The organism is Bacteroidales bacterium, from assembly GCA_022647615.1.
Lineage (GTDB): Bacteria > Bacteroidota > Bacteroidia > Bacteroidales > UBA932 > Egerieousia.
The window spans coordinates 1516207-1536612 of record JALCKZ010000001.1 but is presented as its reverse complement, the minus strand read 5'-3'; the positions used below and the strand labels follow the sequence as shown (position 1 = coordinate 1536612).

At 39.8% G+C, this 20406-nt stretch carries 13 protein-coding genes and 2 tRNA genes; 7 read left to right on the top strand and 8 right to left on the bottom strand.

Annotation, left to right across the window (positions count from 1 at the left end; all coding sequences use genetic code 11):
- Positions 1 to 835: 835 nt before the first annotated feature.
- The 5 genes from LKM37_06705 to LKM37_06685 all read left to right on the top strand — a co-directional run bounded on the left by LKM37_06705 (position 836) and on the right by LKM37_06685 (position 6072).
- Positions 836 to 1045, top strand: a complete 210-nt coding sequence (locus tag LKM37_06705) for an N-6 DNA methylase (protein ID MCI1720681.1) — start codon at positions 836 to 838, stop codon at positions 1043 to 1045.
- Complete coding sequence (locus tag LKM37_06700; protein MCI1720680.1) at positions 987 to 3110, top strand: Eco57I restriction-modification methylase domain-containing protein; 2124 nt, start codon at positions 987 to 989, stop codon at positions 3108 to 3110. Before LKM37_06705 ends, LKM37_06700 begins: the two co-directional genes overlap by 59 nt.
- On the top strand, positions 3110 to 4024 hold the full coding sequence (locus LKM37_06695) for a hypothetical protein (protein MCI1720679.1): 915 nt from the start codon (positions 3110 to 3112) through the stop codon (positions 4022 to 4024). The genes LKM37_06700 and LKM37_06695 overlap by 1 nt, the downstream gene beginning before the upstream one ends.
- 2 nt (positions 4025 to 4026) lie before the next feature.
- Complete coding sequence (locus LKM37_06690; GenBank protein MCI1720678.1) at positions 4027 to 4878, top strand: serine protease; 852 nt, start codon at positions 4027 to 4029, stop codon at positions 4876 to 4878.
- Positions 4879 to 5037: 159 nt separating this feature from the next.
- Positions 5038 to 6072, top strand: coding sequence for a virulence RhuM family protein (locus LKM37_06685; protein MCI1720677.1), 1035 nt, complete (start codon positions 5038 to 5040; stop codon positions 6070 to 6072).
- A 219-nt stretch (positions 6073 to 6291) separates the two neighbouring features.
- Here LKM37_06685 and LKM37_06680 read toward each other — a convergent pair.
- Both LKM37_06680 and LKM37_06675 read right to left on the bottom strand, forming a co-directional pair.
- Positions 6292 to 6366, bottom strand: a tRNA-Val gene (locus tag LKM37_06680).
- A gap of 66 nt (positions 6367 to 6432) precedes the next feature.
- A complete protein-coding gene (locus LKM37_06675) occupies positions 6433 to 7935 on the bottom strand; it encodes a Mur ligase family protein (protein MCI1720676.1) in 1503 nt (500 codons plus the stop codon).
- A gap of 127 nt (positions 7936 to 8062) precedes the next feature.
- Between LKM37_06675 and purL the strand changes: the two genes are divergently transcribed.
- On the top strand, positions 8063 to 11839 hold the full coding sequence (gene purL, locus LKM37_06670) for a phosphoribosylformylglycinamidine synthase (GenBank protein MCI1720675.1): 3777 nt from the start codon (positions 8063 to 8065) through the stop codon (positions 11837 to 11839).
- On the top strand, positions 11836 to 13299 hold the full coding sequence (locus LKM37_06665; protein ID MCI1720674.1) for a PhoH family protein: 1464 nt from the start codon (positions 11836 to 11838) through the stop codon (positions 13297 to 13299). Before purL ends, LKM37_06665 begins: the two co-directional genes overlap by 4 nt.
- A gap of 179 nt (positions 13300 to 13478) precedes the next feature.
- On the opposite strand, the gene ppdK is transcribed toward LKM37_06665, so the two are convergent.
- The 6 genes from ppdK to rpmF form a co-directional block, all read right to left on the bottom strand.
- The gene (gene ppdK / locus LKM37_06660) at positions 13479 to 16196 is read right to left on the bottom strand and encodes a pyruvate, phosphate dikinase (GenBank protein ID MCI1720673.1); all 2718 of its coding nucleotides are present in this window, start codon (positions 16194 to 16196) and stop codon (positions 13479 to 13481) included.
- A 504-nt stretch (positions 16197 to 16700) separates the two neighbouring features.
- Positions 16701 to 18101 carry a glycosyltransferase family 4 protein gene (locus LKM37_06655; GenBank protein ID MCI1720672.1) on the bottom strand — a complete coding sequence of 467 codons (1401 nt, stop codon included), beginning with the start codon at positions 18099 to 18101 and terminating at the stop codon, positions 16701 to 16703.
- 24 nt (positions 18102 to 18125) lie between these two features.
- Positions 18126 to 18197, bottom strand: a tRNA-Arg gene (locus LKM37_06650).
- A 29-nt stretch (positions 18198 to 18226) separates the two neighbouring features.
- Positions 18227 to 19219: a ketoacyl-ACP synthase III gene (locus tag LKM37_06645; protein ID MCI1720671.1), complete on the bottom strand. Its 993-nt coding sequence runs from the start codon at positions 19217 to 19219 to the stop codon at positions 18227 to 18229.
- Positions 19212 to 20171 (bottom strand): phosphate acyltransferase, encoded by a 960-nt coding sequence (locus LKM37_06640; GenBank protein ID MCI1720670.1) that lies wholly within the window; start codon positions 20169 to 20171, stop codon positions 19212 to 19214. The genes LKM37_06645 and LKM37_06640 overlap by 8 nt, the downstream gene beginning before the upstream one ends.
- A 6-nt stretch (positions 20172 to 20177) precedes the next feature.
- Positions 20178 to 20363 (bottom strand): 50S ribosomal protein L32, encoded by a 186-nt coding sequence (gene rpmF / locus LKM37_06635; GenBank protein ID MCI1720669.1) that lies wholly within the window; start codon positions 20361 to 20363, stop codon positions 20178 to 20180.
- Positions 20364 to 20406: the final 43 nt, after the last annotated feature.

The following is a 20406-nucleotide window of genomic DNA, read 5'->3' as shown; positions in this document are numbered from 1 at the left end:
TAAGTATTTGAATATGAAGAGGGCGTGTGGTCAATGATGAAGATTTGCACAGCCGCTTTTCTGTTGAAGTACTTACTAAGGAATTCTATAATGAACTGAGTGACTGGTATGCATGGGCTATTCAGATTATTCGATTCCCAAATGATATCAATGACGATACGGATGATGCAAAATACAATAATGAGAGTGCTATTCGCTTAATCACTCGTCTTATCTTCGTTTGGTTCTTAAAGCAACGACACCTGATTCCTGATCAGAATTCTTCAATGAGAAATTCATTGCTCAATAATTTTAATAGAGGGGTTTAATCCTCATGCAAAAGTAAGACCTTTTTCAGCAAATCAAAGAAAGTAAGTACTATCAAAGCTATTCTTCAAAATCTGTTCTTCGCTATGCTCAACAGTCCTATCACTGCTGAAGGTAGCAATAAACTTTCTGAACGACATTTTCGTAATGGTAGAGGCGACTTTGATAACAATAAATTAATGCGCTATGAAGATTATTTTAGTAACCCACAATTGTTTGTCGATTTAGCCAATAAACTGTGCCATTCTTGAATGGTGGTCTGTTTGATTGTTTGGACGATAAGGACAACAGGAATGTATTATGATGGATTTCAGTGATACGTGAATCTATACGTAAGGCTTATTGTTCCCGATTATCTTTTCTTTGGAGAAGAAGTAGGTAAGAATATTGACCTTTCTGAATGGTATGGTAATAAGAATAAAAAGAAGGTATCGGCACGAGGTATTATTGACATATCTAAAACGTTATAACTTTACCGTAGAAGAGAATACCCCATTTGATCAGGAGGTATCGCTTGATCCCGAACTTGTTGGGTAAAGTATTTGAAAACTTATTAGCTTCATTTAATCCAGAAACACAAACCACTGCTCGAAAACAAACAGGCTCTTTCTATACTCCGCGTGAAATTGTGCAATACATGGTAGATGAAAGCTTAATTGCTCATTTAAAACGAACTGTTGGTGAAGAACTGGAACCACAGTTCCGTCAACTACTCCAATACTCAGATGATGCCTGTTGATTTTCCAATGAACAACGCAATGCTATCATGCAGTCGCTATACAACTGTAAGATACTTGACCCAGCTTGTGGTTCTGGTGCATTTCCCTATGGGTATGCTCCAACAGATGGTACATATCCTTGGGCGTATTGACCCGAATAATGTACAGTGGAAAGAGATGATGATGAATCAAGCCATCAACGAAACAACTGAAGCGTTCAAAAGTGCAACAAAAGAAGAACGACAAGAACAAATAGCAGATATAGAGCGCAGTTTTGACGAAGGAGTTAATCGCCCGGACTATGCCCGCAAACTCTATCTGATAGAGAATTGCATCTATGGTGTAGATATTCAGCCTATTGCTATTCAGATAAGTAAACTTCGTTTCTTTATTTCATTAGTTGTTGACCAAAACACAAATTCCGACCCTATAGATAACTTTGGTATTCGCCCTCTGCCAAACCTTGAAGCAAAGTTTGTAGCGGCCAATACGCTTATTGGGCTTAATAAAAAAAATGCAGATTTATTTGATTCTGAGGATATCAAAGCAAAGGAAAATGAATTAAAAATTGTTAAACACAAAATTTTTGCATCTAAATATAAAACTAAACGGAAATATCGTCAGGTAGTATTTAACATGCGTTTGGAAATAGCAGGTATGCTAAAAAAATGCGGTGCTGTGGGCAATGTCGAAGCACAGCAATTGGCTAGTTGGGATATGTTTGACCAAAATGCCTCGTCTCCATTCTTCGACCCTGAATGGATGTTTGATATAAAAAACGGTTTTGATATTGTGATTGGCAATCCCCCGTACGGAGCAAAATTACCAGAGACTCAAAAGAACTACCTGAAAGAGAAATATGCTAATCTTGTTGAGCGTATAAGAAATTCTTATTTGTATTTTATGGGAAAAGCGAATGAACTAAGTCCCGACGGAATAATAAGTTATATCGTTCCCAATGAGTTTCTTTTCCAAATATACATGTCTAGAGCTCGACAATTTTTCCTCTCAAAAACTCATATTTTACAAGTAATCAATATTGGTGAATCTGCATTTGATGCAGTAGTTCCTACCTGTATATTTATTCTTAATCATGAAATCTCTCATGATTATATAAAGCTAGCAGATTTAAGAAGTTTAGATATAATTAATTCGGATTTCTGTTTTGATAGCATTTCTTTCATACAAATGTCAAATCATGCTATTATTAAAAATCCACTGCACACGTTCTCGTTCGACTATAATAAGAATACACTTCTTAATAAATTATTGGATTTAGGGGGAAGACTAGAAGATTATTGCTTAAATATTTTTAATGGCATTAGTACTTCCTGTAACGATGTATATTTAATTGAACCAAATCAGTTAGAACAATTTAATTTCGAAAGAAAGGTTGTAAGACCAACCCTTAAGGGTGAGCACATACAGAAATTCTATATTCCTAATGAAGCCCCCCTATATATTTTATACATTGATTCAAAATTCGTTTTTTCAGATTCACCTAATGTCTCTAAATACTTGGAATTACATAAAAATACGTTGATAGCTAAAAGCGTAGAAAAACGTAATGGAAATAGGAATTGGTACGAATTATTTAGAGCAAGGAAAGAAAAGGAATTAGCTTGTATACCAAAAATTATTATTAGACAAACTAGTGATTGTATAATCGCAGCCATAGATACAAAAGGATATTATAGTATAGATTCAACAAATATTTTAATTATAAATCCTGTCTATTATCCTTCTATTAATTATTTATTAGCCATTTTAAACTCAAAGCTGGCTGATTTTTACTACAAAGAAGTATCGCAAGAGAATGGACGAGTTTTAGCCCAAGTTAAACCAATAAGAATTAAAAATATTCCTATGCCTAATATTGATAATCAATCAATACGACCAATAATGAAAATCGTCGACAGAATTATTGAAGCGAAGAGCATAAATCCAACTATTGATACAACTGTGGATGAACAAAAAATAGATCGTCTTGTCTACAATCTTTATGGGCTTACTTACGATGAAGTAAAGATTGTTGATCCCTATACTCCAATAACGAAGGATGAATATTTAAAAAATATAGAATAATGCTAGGAAAAGAAATAATTATTCGACGATTGGCAATAATAAAGTATCTATATCGCTTAGGCGTACAGCAGTCTGAACAAGTAGATGTGGTAGCGGGCTTTTCAATACTCTCTTTCCACGATTGCGCGGAAATGTTTTTGCTTCTTGTTTCAGAGAATAAAGGTATAAAGGCTCCTAGCTCTTTTATGGAATACTGGGATAAATTTCCGGAGTTAACTTTAAAAGAGTCTATGAAAGCTCTAAAAGAAAGACGAGTTAGCATAAAACACAAAGGACAATTCCCTTCAAAGTCAGATATAGAAATTAGTCGAATTACAATGACTAATTTTATGGAAGAAAATACACTTATCCAATTTGGGATTGAATTTAAGGATATCTCTGTATCTCAACTTATTTCATATAAACATGTTAAGTCATATATAGATAAAGCAGAATCTTCTTACAATAAAAATGATTTCTATGAAAGTATAGTAAATAGTAAGATTGCATTTATGGAATTATTATCATCGTATGAAGATAATAAAATAAAGCCATATAGCCTTAATAGTTCCTTGAACATTGGAGAGCAAATTGACGATGAATATAAAAAATTAGTAGGCTCTGATAGCAAATGTGGTGCAAAATGGTTCGAAAAAGTCACTAATACAATCAATTCTATTCGAGATATATTAAAAATCACTGCTTTAGGTATTGACTATAAGAGATATACGTATTTTGAGATCATAACCCCGATTGTTAATACATGGTGGGAAAACGGTAAAAGGAAATACGAACAATTGTCAAAGGATTTTTATGAAAATAATCATGAAATAAAGGGCTCTGATTGCAGGTTTTGTATCGATTTCGTTATTGACAATGCATTGAAATTGCAAGAATTCGATTATAATTTAAATTTTGTATTTAAACATAGTTAAATATGGATTTATCAATCATTGAACAATTGTGCTTTAGCACAGTGCGTATTGAAACATCAGATAACGTAGGTAACAAATTCTCTGGAACAGGTTTTTTCTTCAATCTAAAAATTGATGATAATAAACAAGTTCCACTAGTAATAACAAATAAGCATGTTGTTTCTGGCATGTCAAAAAGTTGTTTTATACTGACGGAGTGTAATCAGTTAGAGGAACCAGATTATAAAAAACATTTTTCTATTGTTATGGAAAATAATTTTGAAAGCAATTGGATTATGCACCCTGATTCCAAAATAGATCTATGTGCCATGCCTATAAATCCTATTATTGAAGAATCTTATCATAAATGTAATAAAAGATTTTTCTATAGGTTTTTTGATAATTCGTTAATTCCTTCAAATCAGCAATTAAATGAAATAGATATAGCGGAAGATATTTTAATGATTGGATATCCTAATGGATTATGGGATAGTGTCAACAATATGCCTATAGTGCGACGCGGTTCTATGGCCACTAATATAACTCTAGATCATAATGGAAAACGAGAATTTGTTATTGATGCAGCTTGCTTTCCTGGTTCCAGTGGTTCACCCGTAATTCTCTTCAATAAAGGTGGATATACAGATAAAAAGGGCAATTTAAATTGGGGAAAGGGACGGCTATTTTTACTTGGAATTTTATATGCTGGACCACAGCTAACAGTTACTGGCGAAATACAAGTAGTTACAGTTCCAAACATCCAACAAAAAGCTTTGTCAGTTTCTCATATTCCTAACAACTTAGGGTATATAATTAAATCTGATGCTATATTAGATTTCATTCCCCTTTTAAAGAAATTATTGAATATCTCATAAATATTGAGTACCCCAAACAAATAATACGGAACCACCTGGAAAGAATAAATACCTAGAAACTAAGACTTTAAATAAAAGATTAATAAACTGCGAAGAAAGTTTTCAAAAGATAAATTCAACCTATGGTAAATGAAAAACACAATAAAGCATAAAAATAAAATGAGAAAAGAAATACAATTCTTACTGTACAATATGCCAGATGAGCAGGGCAAGGTAGAAGTAGTGATTAAAGATGAAACGATATGGTGTACACAAAAAGCGATGGCTCAATTGTTTGGTATTGGTATCTCGGCAATTAGTAAACATCTGAACCATATATTTGAGGAAAGAGAATTAACTAAAGATGTGGTTGTTTCCAAAATGGAAATAACCACTCAGCATGGTGCAATGGATGGCAAAACACAGACTCATGATGTGGATTTTTACAATCTGGATGCCATCATTGCCGTAGGGTATCGTGTATCCTCACTTAAAGCAACACGCTTCCGTCAATGGGCAACAAAGATACTGAATGAATTTATCAGAAAGGGATTCGTTCTAGATGATAAACGCCTAAAACAAGGTAAAACAACCTTTGGCAAAGATTACTTTAGTGAATTGCTAGAAAGGGTACGCTCTATCCGTGCAAGTGAAAGACGGATTTGGCAACAAATAACGGATATCTACGCTGAATGTTCTTTTGATTATGATAAAAATTCGCCTACAACAAAGGAGTTTTTTCAGATGGTTCAAAATAGATTTCACTATGCCATAACTGGACAGACTGCACCAGAAATAGTGTATACGCATGCTGATCATAACAAGGAACACATGGGATTAACCACGTGGGAGAATGCCCCAGATGGACGTATTTTAAAGTCAGACAGCAAGATAGCAAAGAATTATCTTTCAGAGCAACAAATACGCAAACTGGAACGTGCTGTAACAGGTTATTTTGATTATATAGAAGACTTAATAGAAAACGAGAATGCATTTGACATGAAACAGTTTGCTGCGAGCGTTAATGAGTTCTTATCATTCAGAAAATATCAACTGCTACCTGACAAGGGGCATATATCCAGGACCCAAGCTGATGCAAAGGCTGAAAGTGAATATGACGCATTCAACAAAACTCAAAAAATAGATTCAGATTTTGATAAGGAAATGCGTGGACTTTTAGACAGTTGCCAGCGCACAAAGCGCGCTGGCAATTAGTGGTTTACGCGGCTACCGCCGCGGAGATGCATGCTCCCTTCGGTCGCGGGCCTTCGGCCTTATTATCATTACTCGAAAATCTTACTTGTAAAAATCTATTTGATGAGCAGCGAAGCTGCGAGTCCGCGCCGGAGGCGCGTGAATTTCAGCCCGAAGGGCTGTTAAAAAAGAGCAAAGCTCCCACAAAAAAAAGAGGACATCGCTGTCCTCTTTTTTTTGTGGGAGCAATAGGAGTCGAACCTATGACCCTCTGCTTGTAAGGCAGATGCTCTAAACCAACTGAGCTATGCTCCCGAATCACGGCCACTACGGCCTAATTGGGCTGCAAATGTATAACTTTTTTGTGATTGTGCAAAATTATTATTTAAAATTTTCCAGCGCTTCAGCTACCACATAAGAACTGCCTCCTATGAATATGAAATCCTCTTTTGCAGCAATTTGTTTTGCCTTTGCAATTCCGTCTTTTATACTGCCGGCACACTCCCCTTTAAATCCCATTTTGAGCATCTTTTCTTTTAGCTCAACGTCTGGCAAAGCTCTTGGACTGTTGGCATTTACAAAAATATAAAATGCATTCTGCGGAAGATAATCTTTTTCTGCTTCCAGGTCCTTGTCTCTCATAATGCCAAACAACATAATCAATTTTCCACCGCACAATTTTGCAAATCTTTGTTCTGCAGTTCTGCTGATTTGCTTGCCTAACATCCTAAAGGCGTGCTCATTATGTCCTATATCGCAGATGATTAAAGGATTCTCTCCCAATTGTTCCCAACGCCCTCTCAGTCCGGTAAGCTTTGCGGCATTCTCAATTCCGTAAATTACTTTTGCAAGAAGCGCATCATCAATTTCCAGCCTCTTTTCATCAGCCAATTGCTTAAGAATCAAGGACAAAGCAACTGCCACCGTTTTGATGTTTTTGTTTTGGCAATCGCCTTTTAGGTCTAAAGTTTCTGTTGCGGAAAGAATACAAGATGAAAATATATTTACGCTGCCGTGCGCTTGCACGTCAGCGTTATTTCCCGCCACAAAGCGGCGGGAAATTTTGTGGTTTGACGCGCTGCGCGCGGAGAGGCACGCTTCCTCCGGTCGCGGGCCTTCGGCCTTATTATCATTACTCCAAGAGATATATTTTGATGCTTTTTCGGCAAGGAAAATGGGAGAATTATTGTCAGCAGCGACCTGCATAAAGACCTCTTTTACACCGCTGTCGGGAGTACCTGTTTCTCCTATTACCACAGGGATATTCCGCTTGATGATGCCGGCCTTTTCCCCGGCTATTTCCTTGAGAGTATTGCCCAAGTACTGGCAATGGTCTAATCCAATGCTGGTTATAATTGAGAGCATTGGGGTTATGATGTTGGTAGAATCCAGGCGTCCGCCTAATCCGCACTCAATCACTGCAATATCCACATTGCATTTTGCAAAGTAATCAAACGCCATTGCAGTAGTGATTTCAAAAAAAGAGGCTTTTTTCTCTTCAAAGAACGGAGAGAATCTTTTTAGAAAATCATATACGAATTCTTTTGGGACCATCTCACCGTTTACTTTTATACGCTCGCGGAAATCTACAAGATGCGGAGATGTGTACAAACCAATTTTTAATGAGCCTCCGGCGGCCGGAGATACAGCGGCCGAGGAAGGAAGCTGCATAAGTGCGGATGCAATCATGTGGCTTACAGAGCCTTTGCCATTTGTACCGGCAACATGGACAGAGCGGAATTTCCTGCTTGGAAAACCAAGCTCTTTGTCAATCTCAAACATATTATCCAGGCCAGGCTTATATGCCACGCCTCCAACTGTTTGAAAACTAGGGAATTTTGTAAATATTTTTTCTACCTCTTTTTGGTATTCGGACTCTGTCATTTTTTATTTAAACTAAACTATATCATCAAACTATTTGGTATCCGGAAAGCGCACCATCTGCGGCACGGTTTCAAAGTTAGAAAAAAGAATTATTTTGAGTAAATTCGCACGTGTAAAAGCGCAAAAGATTTGCGCCGCCAAAATATCAAAAATCAAATCAGTAATGATTCTATTCTTTAAATCTAATGAGGGCCCGGTGCTGGCCTTGGAAACAAGCAAACAACTTTCTAATGAACACATTGCAGCGCTATGCTGGCTGTTTGGCAATGCTAAATTAATCAAGGGAGACAACGTCAAAGGATACTTTATCGGACCAAGACGTGAGATGATAACTCCTTGGAGCACAACGGCTGTGGAGATTACGCAAAACATGAATATCTCCGGCATTAAAAGAATAGAGGAGTATTTCCCTTCCAAAAGCTCTAAGCCTGAATATGATAAGATGCTTCAGAGATTTTACGGCGGACTGGACCAGAATATATTTACCGTGGACAAGAAGCCGGAGCCTATTGTGTATATCTCTAACTTAGAGGAATATAACATTAAAGAGGGACTCGCTCTTAATCCGGACGAAATCAAATATCTTAACGGGATAGCAAAGAAAATTGGGAGAAAGCTCACCGACAGCGAGGTCTTTGGTTTCTCTCAAGTTAACAGCGAGCACTGCCGTCATAAAATTTTCAACGGCACTTTCATCATAGATGGTAAAGAGATGGAAAGTTCTCTGTTTAAGCTTATTAAGAAAACTTCTAAAGAGAATCAGAATCTTATAGTAAGTGCATATAAAGACAACTGCGCTTTTCTGGAAGGACCTAAAATTAAAATGTTTCATCCTGCCGACCAGACAAAGCCTGACTTCTTTACGCTAAAAGAGAAAGAGACTGTAATTAGCTTAAAGGCTGAAACTCACAATTTTCCAACAACGGTTGAACCGTTCAACGGAGCTGCAACAGGAACCGGCGGAGAGATCAGAGACAGAATGGGAGGCGGAAAAGGAAGCTTCCCAATTGCAGGTACTGCTGTTTATATGACAAGCTACCCGCGCTTTGATTCAAAAACTGTCGGGAATAATAAAGACAGAAAATGGGAAAAGACGGCACCGCGCAAATGGTTGTATCAAAGCCCGCAAGAGATTCTTACTAAGGCATCTAACGGCGCCAGCGATTTTGGAAATAAATTTGGACAGTGCATTATCTGCGGAAGTCTTCTGACTTTTGAGCATACAGGAAAACAAAAAGGAGTTGAGGCAAACAATCCGCAATTTGGTTACGATAAGGTGATTATGCAGGCGGGCGGAATTGGATATGCAAAGAAATCTGATGCTGCAAAAGAGACACCTGTGAAAGGAGATAAAATTGTACTGCTTGGAGGTGACAACTATAGAATCGGCATGGGCGGCGGAGCTGTAAGTTCCGTCAATACAGGCAAGTACGGCAACGACATAGAACTTAATGCAATTCAGCGCGCAAACCCCGAGATGCAAAAAAGAGATTACAATGCAATCCGCGCATTATCAGAAAAAGAGAACAACCCTATTGTGTCCGTTCATGACCACGGGGCCGGCGGACATCTTAATTGTTTCTCTGAACTTGTGGAAGATGAAGGAGGTAAGATTGATACGAGCAAGCTCCCGATAGGAGACCCTACTTTGAGCCTGAAAGAAATCATTGGCAATGAGAGCCAGGAGAGAATGGGACTTGCAATGCATGAGAAGGATGTTGCTGAGTTGAAGCAAATTGCAGAGAGAGAGCGTGCTCCGTTTTATCAAGTTGGAGAGGTAACCGGAGATCACAGATTCACCCTTAAAGATGAGAAGAGCGGAGAGACTGCAATTGATTTGGAAATGGGAGATATGTTTGGAAGCGCACCTAAAACTTTCATGCATGATGAAACGTCTGAATATAAGTTCAATCCTTTAAAATACAGCGCCGGCAAGTTTGAAGAGTATTTAACGCAAGTACTTCAGCTGGAGAGCGTTGCATGTAAGGATTGGTTGACAAATAAAGTTGACCGCTCTGTCACCGGACTTGTTGCTTGCCAGCAATGCACCGGAGAAATTCAGCTGCCGCTTAATGATTTGGGCGTAACTGCAATTGGCTATGACAACAAAGAGGGCATTGCGACTTCATTGGGTCACGCCCCTATTGTTGGACTTATTGATTCCGCAGCAGGCTCCAGAATGTCTGTTGCAGAGGCCATTACGAATGTTGTTTGGACTCCGTTGAAAAACGGTCTGAAGGGAGTATCCCTGAGCGCCAACTGGATGTGGCCAAGCAGAAACAGAGGAGAGGATGCAAGACTTTATAAAGCTGTAAAAGCTGTCAGCGACTTTGCATGTGCGCTTGGAATTAATATCCCGACAGGAAAAGATTCTATGAGCATGACTCAGAATTATCCTGACGGAAAAAAGATTATAGCTCCGGGGACTTTGATTATCTCCACGGTAGCTCCCGCAAAAGATGTCAACAACATTATACATCCTAATTTACAGAAAGTTGCAGCAAGCACAATAGTTTATATTCCATTCTCAAAATGCGGATTTAAACTTGGAGGTTCCGCATTTGCGCAGACTCTTGGAGCTGTTGGAAATGAAGCGCCGGATGTTGAGTCCCCTGCATACTTTGCAGATTGCTTTAATACCGTACAGAAACTTATTGAGAAAAATCTGGTTCTTGCCGGTCATGATATTTCAGCCGGCGGTCTAATCACTTCTTTGCTGGAGATGTGTTTTGCAAACAAAGAAGGCGGCATAAAACTAACTGATATTCAGCTGCCTTTAATCAATTTCATGTTTTCAGAGAGACCTGGCGTATTGCTGCAGGTTGCAAACAAAAACCTTAAGGAAGTTGAAAAAATCTGCGCCGCAGCAAACGGAGAATCAAAAGAATCTGTCGGGATATACAAGATAGGCAGCTACATAAAAGAGAGGAAAATTTCCGTTCTTGGAAAAATCAATTTGAATATTGATAAACTTAGGGACGTCTGGTATAAGACCTCTTACCTGCTGGACAGAAGACAAAGCGGAGCAGCTTGTGCATTAAAACGTTACAAGAATTACAAAAAAGAGCCGCTTAAGTTCAAGTTCCCTAAGAACTTTGACGGAAGCCTTGCAAAGTATCTTGCAAAAGAGCCGGGGAGCAAAGCGCCGGTTGCCGCAATCATCAGAGAGAAAGGAAGTAACGGAGACAGGGAGATGGCATGGTGCCTGTATCTTGCAGGGTTCAGAGTTAAGGATGTGCACATGACCGATTTAATTTCCGGCCGCGAAACTCTTAAAGATGTGCAGTTTATAGTTTTTGTTGGAGGATTTTCAAATGCCGATACGCTTGGTTCCGCAAAGGGCTGGGCAGGCGCATTCTTATATAATGAGAAAGCAAATAAAGCATTGAATGACTTCTATTCCCGCAAGGATACAATAAGTCTTGGCGTTTGCAACGGTTGTCAGCTCATGGCTGAGCTTGGACTTATAACACCTTCTCACAGAGAATTTTCTCCAAAGATGACACATAATCTGTCAGGTAAATTTGAGAGCAAATTTGTTGGGGTGGAAATTCCACAATCTTCGTCAATTTTACTTAAATCTCTGAAGGGCAGCAAGCTTGGCATTTGGGTTGCTCATGGAGATGGCAGGTTCACCTTCCCTAATGCAAAGCTGGATGGAATGCAGGTTGCCATTAAGTTTAATTATGATGAATATCCTGGCAATCCAAACGGCTCTCCAAAAAGAATTGCGGGAGTTTGCAGCGCAGACGGAAGGCACCTTGCAATGATGCCGCACCCGGAAAGATGCATAAGACCTTGGAACTGGGCATGGTATCCGGAGTCACTTAAGAAACAAGAAGTTACGCCATGGCATGAGCTGTTTGTAAACGGCCGCAAATGGTGTGAAAAACATAAAAAATGAGCAAGAATAATTACAAAGGATTCAGGAAACCGGCCAATCCGGATTCCGGCCTGCAGAAAGTGATAAATAATCACGGAAAACTTCCAAAAATTTTTGTGCTTGATACTAATGTAATCTTGCATGATTTCCATTCCATCTATAAATTTCAGGAGAATGATTTGGTTGTCCCTCTGGCAGTTATAGAAGAGTTGGATAAGTTTAAAAAAGGCGACGGGACTATCAATTACAACGCCCGCGAGTTTGTCCGCAAGATAGATGAGCTGAGCGATCAGAACCAAAACAGCGGAAGCGGTTATCCTCTTGGCCCGGGGCTTGGTACTATAACGCTGTCTGTAAATCACCCATTTCCAAAGGAATATGAAGGATGCTTTGAGAACGATATTCAGGACCACAGAATTTTGTCAACAGCAATCTGGTATAAAAATCAGTATCCCGACAGGACCGTCTGCCTTGTAACCAAGGATGTTAACCTTAGAATGAAGGCCAAGGCTCTTGGGATGTTCACACAGGATTATCTGACAGACCATATTAAGGAAGAGCGCTTCACACAAGATTATGAGAGAGTTACAGTCTTAAAAGATGTGCCCGCGGCAATTGTGGATAAGTTGAACACAAATCCGAATGGAGTTACGCCTGCTGAACTTAAACAGGATAATCCCGTATTCAATCAGCTATATAAAATTATAACCGGCGGCATTCAGGGAAGAGATGACCAGCAAAACGGAGAGGACAGAAATCCTATCAGGAAAAATATAGTTCTTGCCCGTTACAGTCCTGATACAATGACTATTGTAAAGGTAAACTCTTTGAGCGAATATGGTATTGCTCCTAGGAATGAAGAGCAGGTATTTGCAATGGATGCAGTTATGAATCCGTCAGTTGAACTTGTATCATTGACCGGAACAGCTGGAACAGGAAAAACTCTTATTGCAATAGCTGGCGCCCTTGCACAAGCAGACAGATATGATCAAATACTTGTTGCCAGACCTGTAATAACACTTAGAAATGAGGAACTTGGATTTATCCCAGGCAGCGTGCAGGATAAGCTTGCGCCGTTCATGCAGCCGCTTTATGATAACCTTGCAGTAATAAAGAAGAACTTTGGAATTTCATCAAAGGAAAATGTAAAAATAGAGGACATGCTTAGAAACAACAAGCTGGAAATTTCTCCGCTTGCTTATATCAGAGGCCGCTCCCTGTCAAAAGTTTTCTTTATTGTTGATGAGGCGCAAAACCTTACCCCTCACGAGGTTAAGACAATTATAACCAGAGCGGGAGAAGGAACAAAGATAGTCTTCACGGGAGATGTTCAGCAGATTGACCAGCCATATTTGGATAAACTTTCCAACGGTCTTACTCACATCAGCGATAAGCTTTACGGAGAAAAATTATTTGAGCACGTTAACCTTGTCATGGGTGAACGCAGCCAGCTTTCTGAACTTGCGGGAAAAAAGCTGTAGGAGTAATATCTCTGAGTAATAAAAAGCCGAAGGCCTGGCACGAAGTGCCAGTGCAGTTCCGCGGCGGTAGCCGCGTGAATCCCAAGTTGCCTTGCCGCTTTGTGGCAAGGCAAATAAAAAAACAGCCGTGAAAAATCACGGCTGTTTTTTTTGTGCTTCGGCCTTGTGGGCAGATACTTCTACTTATAAGACTTTATAGCAGCCTGCGCAGCAGCCAACCTTGCAATTGGAACGCGGAACGGAGAACAAGATACATAGTTGACTCCCAAGTTGTTAAAGAACTCAACACTTGCAGGATCACCACCGTGCTCACCGCAAACTCCGCACTTAATAGAAGGATTTGTCAAATGTCCTCCCTTTATTCCCATCTCTACTAGCTTGCCGACAGAAGCCTGGTCCAAAGTCTGGAACGGATCAGCATCAATAATCTTCTTGGATAAATAATCTCCCATAAATGAACCTATATCATCTCTGGAGAAACCAAATGTCATCTGAGTTAAATCGTTAGTACCAAATGAGAAGAACTGAGCGCTTCTGGCCATCTTGTCAGCCATAATAGCAGCACGCGGAATCTCTATCATGGTACCAAACATATACTTAACATCAACACCCGTTTTTTGTTTAACTTCCTTATGAACTCTATCGCATATTTCCTTCTGATTATCAAGCTCATTAGGAGAAATAGTAACAGGAATCATAAGTTCAGGAACAGGTTTGTGACCTTCATTCATCAGCTCAACCGTCGCATTAAAAATAGCTCTGAATTGCATCTCTGAAACTTCCGGATATGTGATACCAAGTCTGACGCCTCTGTGTCCCATCATAGGGTTAACCTCATGCAGAGCCTCTCCTCTCTTCTCAATATCATTCATGGAAATATCCAAATCTTTAGCAAGCTGTTTGCGCTTCTCATCTGATTGCGGAACAAACTCATGCAAAGGAGGATCCAGCAATCTGAACGTAACAGGTTTGCCGTCCATAACTTCCATAGTAGCTTTAACAGAAGCCTTTACATAAGGTTCAAGTTCTGCAAGAGCCTTTCTTCTCTCAGCTGTAGTATTTGACAGAATCATCTTTCTCAATTTAGCAAGAGGCTCTTCTGAATTCTTTCCGTAAAACATATGTTCAATACGGAAAAGACCAATTCCCTCCGCACCAAACTTAAGAGCGACAAGAGCATCAGCAGGATTATCCGCATTTGTTCTTACACCCATAACTCTGTATTTATCAACCATCTGCATATACTTTCTGAATCTCTCGTTTTCAGAAGCATTTACAGTTTTAATAGCCTTATCGTAAACAAGTCCGCGGCTACCGTTTAAGCTGAAGATATCACCTTCACTATAAGCTGCGTCGCCGATAGTCATTGTCTTTGTAAGCATATTAATCTTAAGCGCATCACATCCTACGATGCAGCACTTGCCCCAGCCTCTCGCTACAAGGGCGGCATGAGAAGTCATTCCGCCTCTGGCAGTCAAAAGTCCGTCTGCAGCACGCATACCTTCAACATCTTCCGGGTTAGTCTCCTCTCTTACAAGGATAACTTTCTGGTGACGTTTTGCAGCCTCAACCGCAGCCTCAGGCGTAAATACGATTGAACCTACAGAACCGCCGGGTCCTGCAGGAAGTCCCTGTGCAATAGGCTTTTCTCTCTTCTCGTCTGCTGAATCAAGAACCGGATGCAAAAGCTCATCAAGCTGCTTTGGAGCAACCCTCATAACTGCAGTCTTCTCATCTATAAGACCTTCATTAAGCATATCCATTGCCATATTCAAAGCGGCAAGACCTGTTCTCTTTCCAATTCTGCACTGCAACATCCAAAGTTTTCCATTCTCTATGGTGAACTCCAAATCTTGCATATCATGGAAGTGGTGCTCCAAATTGCTCTGGATGCCAACTAATTGCTCATATACTTCAGGCATTGCCTGCTCCAATGAAGGCATATTCTTATTATGCTCATTCTTTGTTGCTTCATTCAATGGGTTTGGTGTTCTGATACCTGCAACAACATCCTCTCCCTGTGCATTAACCAACCACTCGCCGTAAAATTTATTCTCACCTGTAGCAGGGTTTCTGGAGAATGCAACTCCGGTTGCAGATGTATTGCCCATGTTTCCAAAAACCATAGACATCACGCTAACTGCAGTACCCCAATCATCAGGGATGCCCTCTATTCTTCTGTATGACACAGCTCTGCGGCCGTTCCATGATTTAAATACGGCTCCAATTCCACCCCATAGCTGCTCCATAGGATCATCAGGGAATGGTTTTCCAAGTTCCTGCTTAACCCTAATCTTGAAGTCTGTACAAAGTTCTTTCAAATCTTCCTCTGTTAAGTCAGTATCCAACTTATAACCCTTCTCCCTCTTAACCTTTGCAAGCATTCTGTCCAGCTGAACTCTGATTCCGTTACCATCCTCAGGTTCAATACCTTCTGCCTTCTCCATTACAACATCTGAATACATCATAATAAGACGGCGATATGCGTCATAAACAAATCTTGGATTTTTAGTTTGAGCAATCAGTCCCGGGATTGTTGCTGTACAAAGTCCGATATTAAGAACTGTCTCCATCATTCCTGGCATAGAGCTTCTGGCACCTGAACGGCAAGAAACAAGCAATGGATTCTTAGGGTCACCAAATTTTCTCCCCATTATTCCCTCTGTTGCAGCAAGAGCCGCATCTACCTCTTCTTTAAGACCTTCCGGGTATTTGCAATTAAGTTTATAATATTCATTGCAGCAATCAGTTGTAATAGTGAAACCTGCAGGAACAGGCATATCAAGCAAACACATTTCTGCCAGGTTTGCTCCTTTGCCTCCAAGTTCATTTCTCATTTTGCCGTTTCCCTCTGCGGAAGTTCCGCCAAAACGATATACTCTCTTTGTATCAGACATAGTTTTTAGATGATTTATTATTCTTTGTTTATTTCAATGCGCGCAAAAATAAAAAAAAAATGCCAAAAAACTATAAAAAATAGAGGAAAATTAACTCAAACCTCTACAAATTAAGAATTTATAAAAGTAACAATATTGTTTCAAATTTAACACTATCAGAGAGTTAAATTTCAACATCGTAAATTTTACTCGTCAAAAAAATCCGGAAACGGAAATAAATAATAATGAGGAATAAAAATGTATCAATTGGCCTCCGCTAAAAGTTGCAGCAGATTACATTTGCCACAACGGCAATAATGCCGGAGATTTAATACTGAATGTAAGATGGAAAAAATTGTGAAATTTTTTAAAGAGAACAGAAAGGGCATAATCTGGTTTCTTGTTATTCTCCTAATTGCCTGGCTGGCAGCAGAATTAATACAAAATTGGGAAATTGCGCAAGAGGGATTTAATGAGGGATACAACAGGTAGCAAACTGTCGGGAGTCTGCAAACGAACTTGCAATTAGTTGAAGAGCAACTCTTTATACTCTTTAAGGCACCGTTCAATGGAATAAAGTTCTGCAGCTCCCATTATTTGCTCCTCTGACTCTTTCATGTCAAGCTGCTCATCTACCTTTCTATCCTCTTCAGATTCAGTTTGTTCCTCTAGCTTATATTTCAAAAAATGAGAAATAGCATTTGCAAAAGACTCAGGATTATTATCAGCTAACCTGGCAAGTTCTCCATTGCCGGTTATCTCCCTGAACACAGGAATATTGCTGCATATAACATCTACTCCCGCTATAATAGCCTCAACCACAGATATTCCAAATGTATCCTGATTTGATGCGTAAACATAGCAAGAGACTGTTTTAAGCAAAGATGGAACATCCAAATCCGGATGCATAAAGAAAATGTCTCCGCCTAAATTGTTATCACGACAGAAATTAAGGCAGTCTGCCATTTCATCTCTATCGGGATATAAGTCATTAACTTCCTGCTCTTTAACTCTGCGATAATCTTTTTCAAATGTTGAGCGGCCTACAAAAAGAAATGCAAACGGAAGCTCCCCTCTTTTTTTCTTGAGCAAATCAATTGCCTTGCATACAAGCATTTGGTCACGCTGCGCATAAGATGAAAATCCGCCTACCATTGCAAAAATCATTTTTCCGCGCGGTATTGAGGAATCCGGGTCTCCGGGATAGTGCATGACGTAGCTGTTCAAATCCTCATAACTTATTGGTTTTGCGTTTAATATACGAGGCACATAAACGCCGTTGTGGATAACGGTAGACTTCATCAGCACTCCGCCTTTGCTGTCCCCATACTCCGGATACTGGTGATACTCTCTAAGATAGAACTCTTTGGCAGCATTGCTCTCAAAACAAATTTTACAGCGCTTAAGGAAAAATCTGTCCAGCACCCTTATTGTTTTTTCAGAGATAGAACTATCTATGGCTCCAAGGAAAAATTCAGATAAGTAGTTTAAATTCAAAGTCATGCCGTGAATTGTCAGGACAACGGTTGCATGCTTGCGATTCTTTCTGCTGTGAAAAAATCCTTTTATGTTGTAAGGAATAACTGCAAGCCGTGCGCGATATGCATCTATATTGCTGTGACAGTGAACAATTTGGATATCATTGGCTCTAATAATCTCCCTAAGTTTTTTAACATAGGAAATCATCCAGCTTATACTCCATTTATCTAATTTGAATATCCCGACAGTTGCACCATTAGAAAAATCATTTAGCCTTGCCTGAGTAGAAGGCAGATTATAAACAACATAGTAATTGAAATAATTTTTCTCACGGTTTCCGCGGATCATGTCAAGCACCAGATTCTGCGGGCCGCCAAAAGACAAATCCCTCAACATGTGAAGGACATTAATTGGAGCATTAGTATCAATCCTTCTTTTTCTTGACATAACTAATTTAAATCAAGTATTTTGTAGCCCCACTGGGAATCGAACCCAGATTTGAAGTTTAGGAAACTTCCGTTCTATCCATTGAACTATGGGACCAAAAGACACGCAGCCAGCTGCGCGCTATTTTAATATGCCCACCTGTAAAGCTCTGCTCCCCAGGTAAATCCGGCGCCAAATGCAGAGAACACCAGCAAATCTCCCTTATGGATTCTATCTCTAAAATCCCACAAAGCCAGCGGAATTGAAGTTGCGGCCGTATTGCCAAACTTCTCTATATCAATGAGAACCTTGTCCTTGGCAAGTCCCATTCTCTTTGCAGTTGCGTCTATAATTCTCAAATTGGCCTGATGAGGCACAAGATAAGCAATATCATCAGCTTTTAGATTATGCCTCTCCATAATCTCAGCAGAAACATCCGCCATACCTACGACAGCATGCCTGAATACCTGCTGACCCTCCTGATGGATATAGTGCATTCTCTTTCTAACTGTCTCTTCAGAAGCAGGATACAGAGAACCTCCTCCAGCCTGGAAAAGATACTTTCTTCCAACTCCGTCAACATGAAGTATGGAATCCAGCAATCCATAATTTTCATCTTCACAAGGCTCTACCAACATTGCAACAGCAGCGTCTCCAAAAAGCGGACAAGTGCTACGGTCCTTGTAGTCAGTAATTCCGCTCATTCTCTCTGCGCAGATATATAGAATCTTCTTATACTCTCCGCTCTCAATAAATTTGCGCACTGTCTCAAAAGTAAATAGAAATCCGCTGCATCCTGAATTTGTATCAAATCCCCACGCATGCTTAATTCCAACTTTATCAGCAATTACATTAGCCGTAGCCGGGAATTGCATGTCCGGCGTAACCGAATGACATACAACTAATTGTATATCATCGGGATTAGTATTTGTAGAAGCCAAAAGTTTCTTTGCAGCCTCAGCTCCCATGAATGAAGTTCCAAGTCCGTCCTTCTTTAATATTCTTCTCTCTTTTATTCCCACGCGGCTCATAATCCACTCATCTGAAGTGTCAACCATGTGAGTTAATTCCTCATTTGTAAGGACATAATCAGGAAGATAGGCCTCTATGCCTGTTATTACTGCTCTTAACTTACTCATCTTTAATAATTTTAGTACCCTTGGACAATTTATCCACAAGTCCGTTCTTGGCCGCTTTTTCCGCCTCCAAAATCATATTCTTTATAGCCAGAGGAGTGGAAGCTCCATGTCCTATTACAACAGCGGCAGAAATTCCAAGCACCGGAGTGCCGCCGTAAAATTCATAATTAAATCTATTCATGAAAGGATGACTAACTCCAAGTTTTGAAACAAGCGCGTACATTCCTTCCGCCTGCTTTAAAACAATGTTCCCCACAAAACCATCAGTCACAAGCACATCCGCGATTCCTCCGTTGAACAAGCTGTTAGCCTCCATGTTGCCGACAAAATTGAATTCAGAAGAATCCTTCATAATTTTATACGCCTCCTGCGTCTCCATATTTCCTTTCTCATCCTCTGAGCCTACGTTAAGCAAAGCTACTCTTGGAGCTTTAATGCCCATCATAGTTTTAGCATAAATAGAGCCAAGAATTCCAAACTGATACAACACATCTGCTTTTGTATCGGCATTAAATCCTACGTCCAGAATCAAAATATCGCTTCCGTCAGCAAGCGGCATTTTAGCAGAAATACATGGCCGGATAACTCCGGGCAAAAGGTTCAAAGTGTAGACTGAGCCGGTTAGCATTGCGCCGGTATTTCCGGCACTTGCAAAAGCATCCAATTCATTGTTCGCCAGCATTTTAAAACCAATATGCATGCTGGAGTTCGTCTTCTTTATGTATGCTTTTACCGGGTGCTCCCCCATTCCAATCTGCTCAGGAGCGTGCTTAATAATAAAATTGCCGGAGTCAAAGCCATAATGCTCGCAAACCCCGGTAATTTTCTCGCTGTCGCCAACAAGAACAATTTTAGCATCAGCGTCAATTTTAGAATAAGCGTCAATTGCTCCCAGAATAACGTTTTCCGGGGCAAAGTCTCCGCCCATTGCATCAACGCCAACCTTAATCATTGCACCTTACTTGGCATTCTCTTTAGAGATGATAAGGCGTCCCCTGTAGTAACCGCACTCAGGGCAAACGTGGTGATACATAACTGTAGCGCCGCAATTTGAACAAGTTGAAAGTGTTGGAACCTCTGCCTTATCATGAGTTCTTCTCTTGTCTCTTCTTTGCTTAGAAAGCTTATGTTTTGGATGTGCCATTTTAAAATATTTTTAAATAATTAATTATCAGTTATTTGCCGCC

Excerpts from the sequence above, each read along its gene's own strand:
- LKM37_06690 (MCI1720678.1), top strand. The coding sequence starts at position 4,027 with ATGGATTTATCAATCATTGAACAATTGTGCTTTAGCACAGTGCGTATT.
- LKM37_06645 (MCI1720671.1), bottom strand. The coding sequence starts at position 19,219 with ATGAGTAAGTTAAGAGCAGTAATAACAGGCATAGAGGCCTATCTTCCT.
- LKM37_06655 (MCI1720672.1), bottom strand. The coding sequence starts at position 18,101 with ATGTCAAGAAAAAGAAGGATTGATACTAATGCTCCAATTAATGTCCTT.
- LKM37_06675 (MCI1720676.1), bottom strand. The coding sequence starts at position 7,935 with ATGACAGAGTCCGAATACCAAAAAGAGGTAGAAAAAATATTTACAAAA.
- LKM37_06665 (MCI1720674.1), top strand. The coding sequence starts at position 11,836 with ATGAGCAAGAATAATTACAAAGGATTCAGGAAACCGGCCAATCCGGAT.
- rpmF (MCI1720669.1), bottom strand. The coding sequence starts at position 20,363 with ATGGCACATCCAAAACATAAGCTTTCTAAGCAAAGAAGAGACAAGAGA.
- LKM37_06695 (MCI1720679.1), top strand. The coding sequence starts at position 3,110 with ATGCTAGGAAAAGAAATAATTATTCGACGATTGGCAATAATAAAGTAT.
- LKM37_06640 (MCI1720670.1), bottom strand. The coding sequence starts at position 20,171 with ATGATTAAGGTTGGCGTTGATGCAATGGGCGGAGACTTTGCCCCGGAA.
- LKM37_06685 (MCI1720677.1), top strand. The coding sequence starts at position 5,038 with ATGAGAAAAGAAATACAATTCTTACTGTACAATATGCCAGATGAGCAG.
- ppdK (MCI1720673.1), bottom strand. The coding sequence starts at position 16,196 with ATGTCTGATACAAAGAGAGTATATCGTTTTGGCGGAACTTCCGCAGAG.